Annotated in this window: 16 protein-coding genes; 9 read left to right on the top strand and 7 right to left on the bottom strand. The window is 59.4% G+C overall.

Features of this window, described 5'->3' with window-relative positions; translation table 11 throughout:
• The first annotated feature begins 18 nt into the window (after positions 1-18).
• Positions 19-450, top strand: coding sequence for a pyrimidine dimer DNA glycosylase/endonuclease V (locus tag WCX18_RS05735; RefSeq protein ID WP_345990496.1), 432 nt, complete (start codon positions 19-21; stop codon positions 448-450).
• Between the two features lie 7 nt (positions 451-457).
• Here the strand turns inward: WCX18_RS05735 and WCX18_RS05730 are convergent, their stop codons facing one another.
• The 5 genes from WCX18_RS05730 to polA form a co-directional block, all read right to left on the bottom strand.
• Positions 458-1,498, bottom strand: coding sequence for a sodium:calcium antiporter (locus WCX18_RS05730; protein ID WP_345990494.1), 1,041 nt, complete (start codon positions 1,496-1,498; stop codon positions 458-460).
• A gap of 94 nt (positions 1,499-1,592) precedes the next feature.
• Positions 1,593-2,024 carry a hypothetical protein gene (locus WCX18_RS05725; RefSeq protein WP_345986648.1) on the bottom strand — a complete coding sequence of 144 codons (432 nt, stop codon included), beginning with the start codon at positions 2,022-2,024 and terminating at the stop codon, positions 1,593-1,595.
• A 211-nt stretch (positions 2,025-2,235) separates the two neighbouring features.
• Complete coding sequence (ccsA, locus tag WCX18_RS05720; RefSeq protein WP_345990492.1) at positions 2,236-4,827, bottom strand: cytochrome c biogenesis protein CcsA; 2,592 nt, start codon at positions 4,825-4,827, stop codon at positions 2,236-2,238.
• Between the two features lie 29 nt (positions 4,828-4,856).
• Positions 4,857-5,387, bottom strand: coding sequence for a cytochrome c biogenesis protein ResB (locus WCX18_RS05715; RefSeq protein WP_345990490.1), 531 nt, complete (start codon positions 5,385-5,387; stop codon positions 4,857-4,859).
• A 121-nt stretch (positions 5,388-5,508) separates the two neighbouring features.
• A complete protein-coding gene (gene polA, locus WCX18_RS05710) occupies positions 5,509-8,226 on the bottom strand; it encodes a DNA polymerase I (RefSeq protein WP_345990489.1) in 2,718 nt (905 codons plus the stop codon).
• A 151-nt stretch (positions 8,227-8,377) separates the two neighbouring features.
• Here polA and WCX18_RS05705 point away from each other — a divergent pair, with 151 nt between their 5' ends.
• From WCX18_RS05705 to WCX18_RS05685, 5 genes are all read left to right on the top strand, one after another.
• The gene (locus WCX18_RS05705; RefSeq protein ID WP_345990487.1) at positions 8,378-9,064 is read left to right on the top strand and encodes a phosphoglycolate phosphatase; all 687 of its coding nucleotides are present in this window, start codon (positions 8,378-8,380) and stop codon (positions 9,062-9,064) included.
• Positions 9,057-10,493: an FAD-dependent oxidoreductase gene (locus WCX18_RS05700; protein ID WP_345990485.1), complete on the top strand. Its 1,437-nt coding sequence runs from the start codon at positions 9,057-9,059 to the stop codon at positions 10,491-10,493. Before WCX18_RS05705 ends, WCX18_RS05700 begins: the two co-directional genes overlap by 8 nt.
• 84 nt (positions 10,494-10,577) lie before the next feature.
• Positions 10,578-10,721 (top strand): hypothetical protein, encoded by a 144-nt coding sequence (locus tag WCX18_RS05695; protein WP_345990483.1) that lies wholly within the window; start codon positions 10,578-10,580, stop codon positions 10,719-10,721.
• Between the two features lie 32 nt (positions 10,722-10,753).
• Positions 10,754-11,065, top strand: a complete 312-nt coding sequence (locus tag WCX18_RS05690; protein WP_345990482.1) for a hypothetical protein — start codon at positions 10,754-10,756, stop codon at positions 11,063-11,065.
• Between the two features lie 69 nt (positions 11,066-11,134).
• Positions 11,135-12,571, top strand: a complete 1,437-nt coding sequence (locus WCX18_RS05685) for a protein adenylyltransferase SelO (RefSeq protein WP_345990480.1) — start codon at positions 11,135-11,137, stop codon at positions 12,569-12,571.
• Positions 12,572-12,664: 93 nt separating this feature from the next.
• Here the strand turns inward: WCX18_RS05685 and WCX18_RS05680 are convergent, their stop codons facing one another.
• Positions 12,665-12,949, bottom strand: coding sequence for a hypothetical protein (locus WCX18_RS05680; RefSeq protein WP_345990478.1), 285 nt, complete (start codon positions 12,947-12,949; stop codon positions 12,665-12,667).
• 137 nt (positions 12,950-13,086) lie between these two features.
• Entirely contained in the window at positions 13,087-13,401 is a 315-nt protein-coding gene (locus WCX18_RS05675) for a hypothetical protein (RefSeq protein WP_345990476.1), read from the bottom strand.
• A gap of 32 nt (positions 13,402-13,433) precedes the next feature.
• Here WCX18_RS05675 and WCX18_RS05670 point away from each other — a divergent pair, with 32 nt between their 5' ends.
• Genes WCX18_RS05670 through WCX18_RS05660 form a run of 3 tightly spaced genes read left to right on the top strand, consistent with a single transcriptional unit; the run spans position 13,434 to position 14,535 of the window.
• Positions 13,434-13,778, top strand: coding sequence for a DsrE family protein (locus tag WCX18_RS05670; protein WP_345990475.1), 345 nt, complete (start codon positions 13,434-13,436; stop codon positions 13,776-13,778).
• A gap of 29 nt (positions 13,779-13,807) precedes the next feature.
• A complete protein-coding gene (locus tag WCX18_RS05665) occupies positions 13,808-14,056 on the top strand; it encodes a hypothetical protein (RefSeq protein WP_345990474.1) in 249 nt (82 codons plus the stop codon).
• On the top strand, positions 14,056-14,535 hold the full coding sequence (locus WCX18_RS05660) for a Mut7-C RNAse domain-containing protein (protein WP_345990472.1): 480 nt from the start codon (positions 14,056-14,058) through the stop codon (positions 14,533-14,535). The genes WCX18_RS05665 and WCX18_RS05660 overlap by 1 nt, the downstream gene beginning before the upstream one ends.
• Positions 14,536-14,554 lie beyond the last annotated feature (19 nt).

Here is a 14,554-nt window from a genome sequence, read left to right as displayed (position 1 = left end):
ACAAGGAAAAAGAGAGAGATGAGACTCTGGTCACTCCACCCCAAATACCTCGACGCCAAAGGATTGGTGGCGCTGTGGCGCGAAGCGCTGCTGGCGCAGAACGTGTTGCTCGGCAAGACAAAGGGGTACAGGAACCATCCGCAGCTGATCCGTTTCAAGCAGTGTGCCGACCCCGCGGCGGCCATCGCCTGCTATCTCGGTTTCGTGGCGGACGAGGCGGACAGCAGAGGCTACAGGTTCGACAGGAAAAAAATTGCGAAATACACTGCATGCGATGCACTGCCGGTCACCCAGGGCCAGCTTGCCTACGAATGGACCCACCTGCTGAACAAACTGGAACGCCGCGACCCGGAGCGGTACAACACGCTCGTTTCGTTACAGGGTATGAAGCCCCATCCGCTCTTTACCGTAGTTGAGGGGCATGTGGAGACGTGGGAGGTCGTCCGCTGACGCCCTTCTACACCGCCCCGAATCCCAAAAGGGCCACGCCCCCGAAATAGAGCAGCAGCAGCATCGTGCTTTCAAGCCCGATGTTTCCCGGCCCGTGGCGCTGGCGGTAGAGCAGCCCCATCATAACCACCCCCGTCATGACGAGTGCGTCCGCGAGCCAGAACACTTCCGCACCGGAGACGGCGGCGTAGATCGGCCCCTCCCGGTAAGCGACATCCGACGCCGCGATAAAGAGCGTATCAAACGCATTTCCGCCGATGATATCCCCGACGGCGAGGTTGAGCGCCCCCATACGCACGGCGGTAACGGCAACGACAAGTTCGGGGATGGAGGTCGAGACAGCCGTGAAAATCCCGCCGACGATGCCGTAGGAGAGTCCCGAATTTTGCACGATCGGAACGGCAAGCTGCGCCAGGAACCATCCCGCGGCAGCCACGACGGATGAGTAGATGAGGAAACGGACCCAAAGCCCTGTCATACCCTTCGGCCTGTGCGAGGCGGGGCGCTGTTTCTCCGCCGGGGTATCGCGTGTTTTTCGCGGCAGCCACATCGGCATCGTATGCGTGCGCGCCAACAGCTGGATACCCAGCAGGTACGCTGCAAGCAGCAGCAGCGTGACGGGGTGCACCGACCAGAAACTGATATCGGGAACGGCGATCCCCACCATGTGGATACTCAGGAGTGTCATCAGCAGGGCCGTCATGAAAAGATTTTCTGCCGAAGCGGCGGCGTGTTCGAGGTTCGCCCGCCGGTAGGCGATATCGGCAAAGGCAAGAAAAACGGTCTGGGCCGCGATGCCGCCCAGGCTGTTGCTGACGGCCAGCTCCGCAAAACCGGATGCGGCGGCGGTGACGGAGGTCGTCAGTCCCGAAAGCGACGTGGACGCACCAATAAAAAGTGCCCCCATCAACGCTTCACCCATCCCCGTTTCATGGGCGAGGTCGCGTGCCGTCGTCGTCATCTTGATACCGAACCAGCCGACGACAAGCGCCGCGGCCACAAAGGCGATATAGAGGTAAATCGGCGGCCACGACTCTGGTTGTATCACAGGGACTCCCCTCTTGAGATCATACCTTTCATTGTGCCTTTTTTCATCCCAAAAACCCCTTCGGGGTGCCGCAGCGTCTGCAGAGGGTTGGGTGCTACAGTTCGTCGCGGACCAGGTTGTGGCAGTGGAAACAGGCCAGCTCGATAGAAGTGTAGGCCCGCTGGGCTTTGATCTGCTGTTTGCGCGGTGTCAGGTCACGCGTATTGGGTCCGTAGGCATCCTCGATCAGCTCGATATTTTCCGCGATCATTTTGGCCGATTCCAGGGCGATGTTTGATTTCTGCTTCTTCTCCGGCGGCAGCATGGATTCGATCTTCTCCTTGTTGCTCAGGAGGTCATGCACCTCGGTTTTGAGACGCGCGAACACTTTCAGCGCCTCTTTCCGGTCGTTGCGGATCATATACTCCCGCGCTTCGCCCATTTCCGCATTGAGTTTGAGCATGTTGAACTTCAGATTGAATTTCTGATCCGCCGCCATCAGCTGGATACCCATTGCCACCAGTGCAATCATCACTACTTTCAGCATTCGCCTCTCCTGTTTTTCAATTCGAAAAAAATTATATCTAAATTATTTAATCCCATAAAACCACAAGGACTGAAAGGAAAAAAATAGCGACGTTAGTCGGGCCGGTACAACTTTGGAACGGAAGGGATAAAAACAGTCTGGATAAATGGAGGGAAGTGCCGGTGCCGACGGCACCGGAAGGGGAAAACGTCTAGAATATTAGCGGAACTTTCTACTCCGCATCCAGCGGCGCCAGCTTGCGGTGGCGGGCCGCCAGTGCAATGACCGCGAAGACGATCGCGTAGGTCACCGGAACGAAATCCGGGATCGGCACCGGGTCGCCTTTGGCGTAGGAGTGCATCCCCGCCAGGTAGTAGTTGACGCCGAAATAGGTCATCAGGACCGATGTAAACGCAAGCAGCGAAATGACGCTGAAGAGGTACGGCGTATAGATCTTCTTGATAAAGCGCAGGTGGATAACGACCGCGTAGACAAGGATCGTCACCAGCGCCCAGGTCTCTTTCGGGTCCCAGCCCCAGTAGCGGCCCCAGCTCTCGTTGGCCCAGACACCGCCGAGGAAGTTCCCGACCGTCAGCGTCGCCAGACCGACCATCAGGCTCATCTCGTTGATGGCATTGAGTTCCCTGATGGAGAGCGAGATGCTCTTGGAGCGTTTGCCCGAGTTGAACATGAAAAGGATCAGCGTAATGAAGCCCAGCAGTGCCCCCAGCCCCAGGAAGCCGTAGCTGCCGGTAATCATGGAAACGTGGATGCTCAGCCAGTACGACTGCAGGACCGGGACGAGGTTCGTCACCTGCGGGTCCATCCAGTTGAGGTGGGCGACGAAGAGGATCAGCCCGGCCAGGATGGAGGTTGCCGCAAGGGTAATCGGCGAATTCTTCGAGAAGATGAAGCCCGCCAGCACCGACGCCCAGCCGATATAGATCATCGACTCGTAGCCGTTGGACCACGGCGCATGCCCGGAGATGTACCAGCGGATCGCCAGGCCGACCGTATGGGCGAGGAAAAAGAGTACCAGCAGACCGTAGGCCCCTTTGGCAAAGAGGCCCAGCTTGACACGCGGGTTGATGATGTGCGCGAACGCGAAGACCAGCAGCACGAAACCGACGAGGAAGTAGAGCGGCCAGAGGCGCTCGAAGATGTTGGCGTGGTTGTACCAGATCTCCAGCTTCATCTTGCTCTCATCCGGGTAAACGAGCGCACCCGCCTTTTTCTGGTGCTCGGTGATCTGTGCCAGGGCGGCGTCCGCCTTGCCCCAGTCGCCGCTTTTGACCGCGTCGTCGATGGCAGAGAAGTACTGCGCCGCGAGGTAGCGGACCACCATGCTCTCCTGCGGCGTGAAGCCGTTGATCGCATCGATGGTGGCCACCCATTTATGGTTCGTGTCCGCCGCATCCGGCCAGAGGCGCAGCAGCGCACCCGTATAGACCATATAGGCGACGTTCACGCGTTCGTCGACCTTGATGACGGCCTTGTCGAACTTGTCGCGTTTGCCCGGGGCCTTGCGGATCGCCTCTTCGACGTACTTGTTGAGTTTGTAGCCGGCCAGCTCCTCGGGGTATTCGAAGAACTGGTTGAAGGCGAGCGTTTTCTCACCGGCGTCGATTCCCAGCTCCTTGTTGACGAGCTTGTCGCTGCGGATCATCTTGATGTCGCGCCACGCTTCGGGCATCAGCATCATCGACAGCAGGATCTGGTTGGGATTGAGGCCCAGAATGGTGTCGCCGCGGTTGATCTTGTGCAGGATCTCCGTACTGAGCGTGTCCACCGGCTTCATCCGCCCGTTGCTGTCCTGGACGACCAGCGCCCCGAACATATCGGCATGGGTACGGTCAAAGGAGGTGATCTCCTTGATCATCGGGTTCGTATCGGCCTTGGCGTTTTGCGGGGCGAACGCGATCAGCAGCGCCGCGACGAAGGCGGCGGCAAGCTTCTCTTTCGCTTCGGCGGCACGCTTGGCGATCTTGCCCAGCTGACGGAAACGCCCTCCTTTGGCAAAGAGCGCACCGAACATCCCCACGGCCAGCAGGAAGTAGCCGATATAGGTCGGCAGGGTTCCCGGGTCATGGTTGACGGAGAGGACGGTTCCCTTCTCGTCGCGGTCGTACGAGGACTGGAAGAAACGGTAGTTGCGGTGGTCAAGTACGTGGTTCATAAAGATGCGGTAAGGCATTTCGATGTTCTGCTCCTTGTCGATCAGGACGACCTCGCTCGCATAGGACATCGGCGACTGTGACCCCGGGTAGCGGTCGAGTTCGAAGTCCGTCAGTTTCAGGGCGAACGGCAGGCGGATCAGTTCGGCGCCGTAGCTGACCGACATCGGGATGCCCGAGAGCGTCAGCGGCTCCGGGACGCCGACCTGGCCGGACGTACCCATGATCACGACCTCTTTGGTTTCGCTGCCGTCGCTGAACTGCAGGCGCATCGCGTCCTGCGTGGCGCTGCGCATCATCGGGCCGCTCTTTTTCGCCTCCTGGGAGACGACGGTCTTCTTCCCTTTGGCCAGGAAGCTGCGGACGACGAAGTTCGCGCCGTTCTCCGTCGTATAGAGCGTGCGCGTCGACGCGTTGTTCTCCAGGGACGGGGCGACCGCGCCGCTGCTCTGGTCATCCATCTTGAGGTAGGTCATCGGGAAACCGTTCGCCATCTTGAGGCTGTCGCCTTCCATATAAAGGCGGACCACCGGTTTGCCGTCATGCAGCGGCTTGCCGGAGTCGAAATCGATGATGAGTTTCTCGTTTTCGTACTGTTCGCCCAGGGAGAGCTGGATCTGGTCGGGAGCACCGCCGCCCGTGATCATCATGTTGGCAATCGGCTTGCCGTCCGCGGCTTCTACGACGCTGTAAACGGCGTCGTCGGGATGTATTCGAGCAGCTTGACGCTGACATGCTTGCCGGCGACGTCAAAAGCCGTATCGACGTCGTTGCCGCCGAGCTTGGAGAGGTAGAGGCGCTGCTTGTACTCGCCGACGTTGCCGTTGTCGTCATAGACAATCTTGAGGTAGCTTGAGGAGCTGGTGATCTTGTCCTCCGTCTCCCCCTCACGGATGTGCATCATCCCCTCGTAACCGACGTAGCGGGTGACCGCCGCACCGAAGAGGATGACAAGGAAGGCGAAGTGGAACAGGAACACCAGCCCTTTGCCCTTCCTCCACATCTTGAAGCGGATAATATTGAGTACGAGGTTGAATGCCAGGACGCCCAGCAGCACCTCGAACCAGCGGGCGTTGTAGATCATCGCCTTTGCCGTCGGTGTACCGAAATCATTTTCGACAAAGGTCGCGTATCCGACCGAGACGGCAAAGACCATCATAAGCACGGCCATGGTTTTCATGGAGCCGATAATGGAGAGGAGGTATTTCATCTCATTCCTTTTCATGCAGTCGGGAGCGCGCAGCCCCCAAAGTGCGTAATTGTAGTCATTTTCGGTTAACGAAGGCTTTCAAGACAAGGGAGTGCCTGAATAAGTGCTGCTTATTCAGAACCTATTTCAGTTCGCCCCAGTGCGCGCCGATGTTCAGCGACGCCCGCAGGGGGATGTGGAGGGGGAAGATCTCTTCCATGATGGACTGGAAACGTGCCCCCAGCGCATCGGCCTGCGCCGCATCCACCTCGAAGATCAGTTCGTCGTGAATCTGCAGCAGCATGGTAGCGGGGAGGCGTTCCTTTTTTATCACATCGTCGATGCGATTCATCGCCATCTTGATCAGGTCGGCCGCAGAGCCCTGGAAGACCGTATTGACCGATTCGCGCTCGTAGGCGGCCTTGAGCATCGGGGTCGCCTTGTCGTAGTCGAAGTAGCGGCGACGCCCCAGCAGGGTCTCGACGTACCCCTGCTCCTTGGAGCGCTCGACGATGGAGGCGAAGTAGGATTTGACCGTCGGGAAGGTCTCGAAGTAGCGGGTGATGATGTCGCGCGCCTCCTTCGTCGGAATTTTCAGCGTGTCGGAGAGCTTCTTCTGCCCCATCCCGTAGAGCAGCCCGAAGTTGACGGTCTTGGCAATGCCGCGCTTCTTCGGCGCCTCCTCCTCACCGAACAGCGCCGTCGCCGTGCTCAGGTGGATATCCCTGTCATTTTTGAAAGCGTCAATGAGGGTCGGGTCCTCGCTGAAGTGCGCCAGCAGCCGCAGCTCGATCTGCGAATAGTCGATGCCGATGAGCTTTTTGCCCGGTTCGGCGACGAAGGCCTCGCGGATGCGCGCGCCCAGCGGGGTACGGGTCGGGATGTTCTGCAGGTTCGGGTTTTTCGAGCTGAGCCGCCCCGTCGCCGTCCCCGTCTGCACGTAGGAGGTGTGGATGCGCCCGTCGGGACGCTGCGCGCCCAGCTGCAAAAGCGGGTCGAGGTAGGTGGAAACGAGCTTGTGCAGTTCGCGGTATTCGAGCAGTTTCTCGATAACCGGGTGCGCCTCCAGCAAAGAGCTCAGCACCTTCTCGTCCGTCGAATAGCCCGTCTTCGTCTTCTTGGCGGCCGGCAGTTCCAGCTTCTCGAAGAGCACTTCGCCGAGCTGCTTCGTGGAGTTGATGTTGAACTCGCTGCCGGTCAGCTCGTAGATGCTCTGCGTCAGCTCGGAAAGGCGCGTTTTCGCCTCCTCCAGGAAGGTCGCAAGCACCTTTGTATCGACCTTGATCCCCGCCTCTTCCATCGCGGTCAGCGTCAGGGAGAAGGGGAACTCCACCTCCGCGGCCTCTTCGAGCAGGTGTTCGCCGCCCTGCAGTTTCAGCAGTTCCGAGAGTTTGGCGTAGAGCCTGAAGGTCGCCCAGGCATCCTCCGCGGCGTACCCGCAGGCATCGGCGAGATCCACCCCGGAAAAATTCTCCCCCTTCTTGACCGTCTCCTTGAAGCTGATCATCGTATGGTTCAGGTGCGACTGCGCCAGCTTGTCCAGGGAGAGCGCGCTCTCGGGGGCGGCGAGCCATGCCATGATCATCGTATCGGCATAAAGTGAGGGTTCAAACCCCTCCAGGTAGTGGTTGACGAAGTGGAGGTCGAATTTGAGGTTATGCCCGACAACCCGCCCCGAAAAGATCTGCCGCAGCGCCGCTTCGGCCGCGGCTTTGCCGACCTGCTGCGGTACGCCGAGGTAGCTGTGCGCGACGGGGACGTAGTAGGCCTCCTCGTCATTGAGGCAGAAGCTGAAACCGACCAGGGTATCGTCGAGGTAATCCAGTCCCGTCGTCTCCGTATCGAAAGCGACAAGGGTCTCTGCGGTGATCGCGCCGGTGAGCGCGGCGAGTTCCGCTTCGTCGGTGACCAGTTTCGCGGTGAAACCCGCATTGGCCGGCAGCGGGCACTCCTCGGTCTGCACGGCGCTCTCGGCGGCGATCTCCTCCTCGCCGATCAGCTTCTTCGCCTTGAGCTTCCGGATGATCCCGTGCATCTCGTAGCGCAGCAGCTCCGGCACGATCGGCACGAAGGGGTTGCGGTCATCCATGTCGAATTCGTGCCACTCCACCGTCTCGAAGAGGTCGTCGCGCAGGGTGACAAGCTTTTTGGACATCCAGGCGTTCGCTTCGTTTTCGCGCAGTTTCTTCTGCACGCCGGCCGGTTTGACCTCGTCGATGTTCGCATAGACGTTTTCGAGGGTCTCGTACTCGTTGAGCAGCTTCTGCGCCGTCACTTTTCCGATCCCCTTGACCCCCGGCACGTTGTCGGCGCTGTCGCCGAGCAGCGCCTGGTAGTCGGTGAACTGCTCGGGTCGGATGCCGTACTTCTCCAGGCACTCCGTTTCGTTGACGTCCTTGCGTTTGATGGCGTCGACGAGGACGACGCGGTCGTCGTCGATGAGCTGGTAGAGGTCCTTGTCGTGCGAGACGATCCGCACGATCATCCCCGCCTCGACCGCCTTTTTCGTGATGGAGGCGATCATGTCGTCGGCTTCGAACCCGCTCTGCATCAGGGTCTTGAAGCCCATCTTCTCGATCCACTCGATGGCGATGGGGAGCTGCGCCTTGAGCTCGTCGGGCGGCGGCGGACGGTGCGCCTTGTACTCGGGGTCGATCTCGTTCCTGAAAGTCGGCCCCTTCGCGTCGAGGGCGAAAACGATGTAGTCGCTGGAGTGGTCCTGGTGCAGGCGGTCGATGAAATTGACGAAGCCGGTCAGCAGCCCGGTCGGGAATCCCTCTTTGTTCGTGAGCGGCGGCAGCGCATAGAAGCTGCGGAAGAAGAAGCCGAAGGTATCGATAACGGTGATGGTCTTGGACATAATGGTGAATCTTTCGTTGGTGTTAAAAATGCACTTACGGTGATATTAGCAGTACCCTTAAGCTTTAAACGGAGCCATTTTAACGAAAACGGGATTAATCGGGCTGCGCTATAATCCCGCCAAAAATTATATATAAGGTAATGATTGATCCATGTTCAGAACTAAAGAGCTGATTCTCTTCGATTTTGACGGTACCCTTATCGACAGTGTCCCGGATCTCGCGGCGGCGATCAACCACATGCTTTCCGGGTTGGGAAAACCCGCCTTTGAAGAGTCACTTGTCCGCGGCTGGGTCGGCAACGGCGCACGCACCCTCGTCGAGCGTGCCCTGCATGCCGCCTACGGCGAGCAGGATTACCCTGCCCCTGGTGCCGTCGACGCGGCACTGGACGTTTTCATGCAGCACTATGCCGAGAACCTGGCTGTCCATACCGCCGCCTTCCCCCATGTGCCCGAAGTGCTACGACAGCTGCATGCGCAAGGCTACCGCCTGGCCATCATTACCAACAAACCCTACGCGTTCATAGAACCCATCTTGCAAAGCATGGGCATGGACACGCTTTTCGAACTCACCCTCGGCGGCGACTCGCTGCCGCAGAAGAAACCCGATCCCCAGCCCCTGCTGCACGCCTGCGAAACCCTCGGGGTCGCCCCGGACAACTGCATCATGGTCGGCGACTCGAAAAACGACATCCTCGCCGCCAAAGCGGCGGGGATGCAGAGCATCGGCGTCGGCTACGGCTACAACTACGACGAAGCCATCAGCGCCTATGACCCGGACCTGGTCTGCGAAACCTTCTGCGCCCTCGCCATGCCGTTCGGAGTCTCCTGTGGCTAGGGTCGCGATCATCGGCGGCGGTATCGCCGGGGCGACGGCGGCACTGACCCTCGGCCGTCTCGGCCTGGACGTCACCCTCTTCGAGAAGGGGGAGAGCCTCGTCTCCGGCCCGCCCTTTTGCCACCTGCACGCCGGCGGCAATCTCTACCGCGAGATCTCCGACGAACAGTGCGTCACCCTGCTGCGCCAGTCCATCGACCTGCTGCGATTCTACCCCTACGCCGTCGACTTCCGCCCCACCGTCATCGCCGTCCCCCATACCGACTCGGGCGCACCCGAAGCGCTCTATCCCCGGCTGCGCAGACTCCAGGATGAATACCGCCGCTTCATCGCCGAGGACGGACGCAACCGCGTCCTGGGCGACCCGGAGACCTACTTCCGCGTCTACGACCGCGAAAGCGTCGAAGCGCTCCGCACACGCGAACCGGTCGAAATGCCGCGGACGCCCGACGAGTGGATGATCCCCGTCGCCCGCGAGGTCGACCTCTCCACGGTCAAATTCCCGCTCATCATGGTCCAGGAGTACGGCCTCAACCTTTTCCGCCTCGGTGCGGGCGCCACGCTGTCGCTGCAGGGCCTCGGCAACTGCGACCTCCGGCTCGAAACAAACGTGACGGCGGTACAGCAGACCGGGGACGGCAGAGGCTTTCTCATTACCGCCGCTTCCGGCGGACAGAGCGAGACGCAGCGCTTCGACTACCTCGTCAATGCCGCCGGCTTCCGCACCGGGGAGATCGACGACATGCTGGGGTTCAAGCGCGAGCGGATGGTCGAGTTCAAAGCGGCCTACGTCACCCAGTGGAAAGAGGCGGACGTCTGGCCCGAGGTGATCTTCCACGGCGAGCGCGGCACCCCCAACGGCATGGCCCAGTTCACCCCCTACCCCTGCGGGCTGATCCAGCTGCACGGCATGACGAACGACATCACCCTCTTTGACGAGGGGCTCGTCGGCAGCACGCCGTCGAGTGCACAGCCGCCGCTCTCCGAGCGCTTCATCGAGATGATCGACCGGGAGTGGGAGTGGTCCTGCGTCGAAAAGCGCAGCCGCCGCGCCATCGAACACATGGCCCGCTACATTCCCGCCTTCATCAGCGCCGAGGTCGCGTCCAAACCGCTCTTCGGCGCCCAGCAGATCCCCGGCGACGACCCGACCCTGCGCGCCGCAGACGTCTCCTTCGTCGGCGAACGCTACGCCCGCTGCGAGGTTGTCAAAGCCTCCTCGGTGCTCAGCATGAGCGACGCCATTGCCGCCCGGCTCGCGGCACTCGGCTATGTCGCCCCGCCGGTGCATGGCATACGCCGTTTTCAGGAGCGCCCGGCCCCGTCCGAGGCGCAGATCCAGTCCGAGGCCTCCTCCATCTGCGTGGCGCGTTCCTACCCCTCCTGCCTCTCCCGCCGCACGGTACGCGGCGATATTCCCGCCGGCTGAGCCGCGCTTTTCCCACACCCCCTAGGGCATTTCTTAAGTTTTTCTGCCTTATCATAGGTTATTCCAAGAGCGAAGGAGCCTAAGATGATCGACAAGAAAAAAGTCAGCAAGTACGTCAAGAAAGAGCTCAAGAATATCCTGAAAAAAGAGCTGAAGCAGGAAGTCAAGAAGCACATCAAGGACTATAAGGTCAAAGAGCGTGCCGACAAAAAAGTGAAAGCGAAGTAGAAGGGATGATGCGTTCTTAGAGAGGAGAACAGATGCATACTTATATCTTCAATACAGACCTGGGGACGTTCGAGATTACGAACAGCCGCCACCACCGCATGTATGAACTCTGGCTGGAGTATGAGAAACTCGGCGAATATGCGACGGCGCGGGATGCGGCGGAAGACGTCGCATCATTCAATACAGGTCATATCGAATGGGACAACCTGGAGAGCGAAGCCGTGCGGGTTCCCGCCGGCATCGAAGCGTGGACGGAAGTGGGAGAGACGGCGGTGCAATCCGCCGTCGACCTGCGCCGGCGCGCTGAACTGAACAACCCCTACCTCGTCGGCGAAGAGGGATGAAAAAGAGGCGGCGAAAACGGATCGCCGCACGTTACTGCGCTTTTAGAACATAAAATGTACAAAGTCCGTATGACTTTGGACGCACTCACACTCGACACCCCCTACCTTGCACTCGACCCCTTGTTTTACGACCCCACCGAACCGGACCCGCTGAAAAACCCCTATCTCATCAGTTTCAACCCCGATGCGGCCGCGCTGATCGGCCTTTCCCCGGACGCCGCATCGGATGACAAACTCGTCGGGCTGCTCAACGGCACCTTCCTGCCGGAGGGCGCGCGTCCCTTCTCCATGTGTTACGCCGGCCACCAGTTCGGTCATTTCGTCCCCCGCCTGGGTGACGGGCGGGCCATCAACCTCGGTAAAACCGGGGAGTGGAACCTGCAGCTCAAAGGGAGCGGCGAGACTCTCTACTCGCGCATGGGCGACGGGCGGGCCGTTCTGCGCTCTTCCGTACGCGAGTACCTCATGAGCGAGGCGCTGCACCACCTCGGCATCCCGACGACCCGCGCGCTTGCGCTGATCGGTTCGGAGACGAAGGTCGTGCGCGAACGCTTGGAGCGCGGGGCGATCGTGCTGCGGATGTCGCCGACCTGGGTGCGTTTCGGTACCTTCGAGTACTTCTACTACAAAGAGGAGCAAGACATGCTCGAATCCCTGGCCGACTACGTCATCGCCGAGAGCTACCCGCACCTACAGGGCGAAGAGGATGCCTACTTCCTCATGTTCGCCGAGGTCGTCGACCGTACCGCCCGTCTGCTTGCACAGTGGCAGAGCGTCGGTTTCAACCACGGCGTCATGAACACGGACAACATGTCCATGGGCGGTCTCACCATCGACTACGGCCCCTACGCCATGCTCGACAACTACGACATCTCCTTTATCTGCAACCACACCGACACCCACGGCCGCTACGGCTTCGGGCAGCAGCCACATGTCGCCTCCTGGAACCTCTCCATGCTCGCCCGCGCCCTCTCACCCATCGTCTCCGTTGAACGGATGGAGAAGAAGCTCGAAGATTACGGCCCCGTCTACACCGAGACCTACGTCGGGATCATGTGCGCCAAGATGGGACTGGCAACGCAGCAGGAAGATGACATCATCCTGCTGAAGAAAATGCTCACCGCCCTGCAGAAGTCGCAGGCGGACTACACCCTCTTTTTCCGCATCCTCAGCCGCTACGACGGCGACGGCAGAGCGCTGCTCGATATCTGTGTCGACCGCGAACCCGTCCGCGAATGGCTGGCGGAGTACGACACCCGGCTGCTGCAGGAAAATCGCATCATGGAGGAGCGCCACGCCGCTATGTTACGGATCAACCCGAAATACGTGCTGAAGAACTATATGCTCCAGGAGGCGATTGCAAAAGCGGAGAGGTTCGACAACAGCGGGGTCGCCGATCTGCTGACCATCGCCCGCAACCCCTTCGACGAACTGCCGCAGTTCGAGCGTTACGCCAAATCGACGCCGAACGAACACAAGAACCTCAAACTTTCTTGTTCCTCTTAAAAAGTGGTAAAGAGTCTTCCTTTTCCTTTCTTTTTACAAAGAAACGAAACCAAAGAAAATCGTCGTTCTGCGAATCGCACGTTGCTCCCGGCTTTATGCCTCCACAACGGCTTTCAAGGAGCGCAGAACGACAGGTTCAAATTTATCTAATGCGCTTCGACTTGTCGAAGCTCTTTCTTTCCTATTAGCTTCGGTCACCCGAAGCGCATTCAATGAAATCAAGAATTGGCCTTGAGCGCTCCTTGTAAGCCATCCCGGAGGCACAAAGCCGGGAGGGATGAGCGATTCGCGAAAGGCCGCTTTTTGCGCTACTTTTTCTAAAAAAGTGGCAAAACAATACTCTTCTCTATCTTTTCTTTTTACAAAGAAAAGAAACAAAAGAAAATCGTCGTTGCGCGAATCGCTCGCTGCTCCCGACTTTGGGCCTCCGCAGCGGCTTTCAAGGCACGCTTAACGACCCTGAGCCTATTGATTAATGCGCTTCGGGCACCGAAGCTAATGTAGGTAGCTATTTTTTACAGGAAGAGCCAGACGAGGCAGGCGCAACCGATACCAAGGTTCACCCAGCTTCCGCCCTCCTCGAAGAGCATGACCAGCAGCTCGTACCAGGTGGCCAGCGGTTCGGCGGGGACCTCGAGCATCTTCGCGTGGGCGTAGGCGGTGATGTCGGCACCCCAGACAAACGCGATGATCTCGGGGACGAAAAAGAAGAGTACTATTCCCAAAAAGCCCCACACCGTTTTTTTAGGCTTCATCTGCACGAGACTGCGGCGCAGGGCGGGATTGTGTTTCAGGCGGTAAGCGGCGGTTGCGATTTTTTCTCGGATCATTAGGATAGAATTTTACCAAAAAGGCAAAAACAATGTCGAAAACGAAACTCCTGATCGTCTGGACGAACGGCGACAAAGAGGTCGCCATGAAACTTCCACTGCTCTACGGCTCCGTCATTCTCGAGCGCGGCTACTGGGAGGAGGCACACCTGATGATCTGGGGGCCCTCCATCAAGCTGGCCGCCGCCGATGAAGAGGTTCAGGCACGCCTGAAGCAGATGAAAGCGAGCGGCGTCACCATGAGCGCCTGCATCGTCTGCACGGAGGATTATGCGGTTACGGATGCCCTTGCGGCGCTGGGGGTCGAGAATACCCACACCGGCGAGATGCTCACGGAGTGTCTCAAAGATGACAGTTGGGCCGTAATGACGGTATAATCTTCATTATAGGCACCAAGGAGGAGCAGATGCGAAACTACCTTTTCAACACGGACATCGGGACCTTCGAGATCCGCCAGGCCGGCCACGAGCGCTACGAGCTCTGGATCGAGGAGGAGATGCTCGGCGAGTACGAGAGTCCAGAGAAAGCGGCCGAAGACGTCGCCGCGTTCAACACCGACTATCCCGAGTGGGACAGGCTGGAAAACGAGTACGGCAACGTCCCTGCCAGCCTGGACGACTGGAGCAGCGTCAGCGAGTCCATCCCCGAAGCCTGATGGGCAGTGCGCTTCAAGACGGTACACTCCGTTTTATCGCGGACTGCCACCTGGGCAGACTCGCCAAATACCTCCGCTTTATGGGGTATGACACCCTCTTCTTCCCGACCATCCCTGACACCGAACTGATCAAAATCGCCCGGGATGAGGCTCGCACCATCCTTACCCGGGACGCCGCCATGGCGCAACGCAAAAACGTCGCGGTTTACCTGCTCGGCACCGTCGAACTCCATGACCAGCTATGCGAACTGGCGGCGCATTTCGGGGTGGAAGTAGGTGATGATGCACATCGGCGCTGCCTTGTCTGCAATGCCCCGCTCGTGCGCGTCTGCGCCGCCGCCATCCGTAAGGCCGTGCCAGAACAGGTCTACGAGACCTTTGACACCTTCAGGCAGTGCCCCGAATGCGGCCGCATCTACTGGCACGGCGACCACTACCGCAACATGCTCCATTTCCTGGAGCAGACCGCTCGCGGCTAAACCCCGGATCTTTTCCTGT

The sequence above is a fragment of the Sulfurimonas sp. HSL1-2 genome (assembly GCF_039645565.1).
GTDB classification, from domain to species: Bacteria; Campylobacterota; Campylobacteria; order Campylobacterales; family Sulfurimonadaceae; genus Thiomicrolovo; species Thiomicrolovo zhangzhouensis.
The sequence above is the reverse complement of the archived record's forward strand: the minus strand, read 5'-3'. Positions and strand labels throughout refer to the sequence as shown.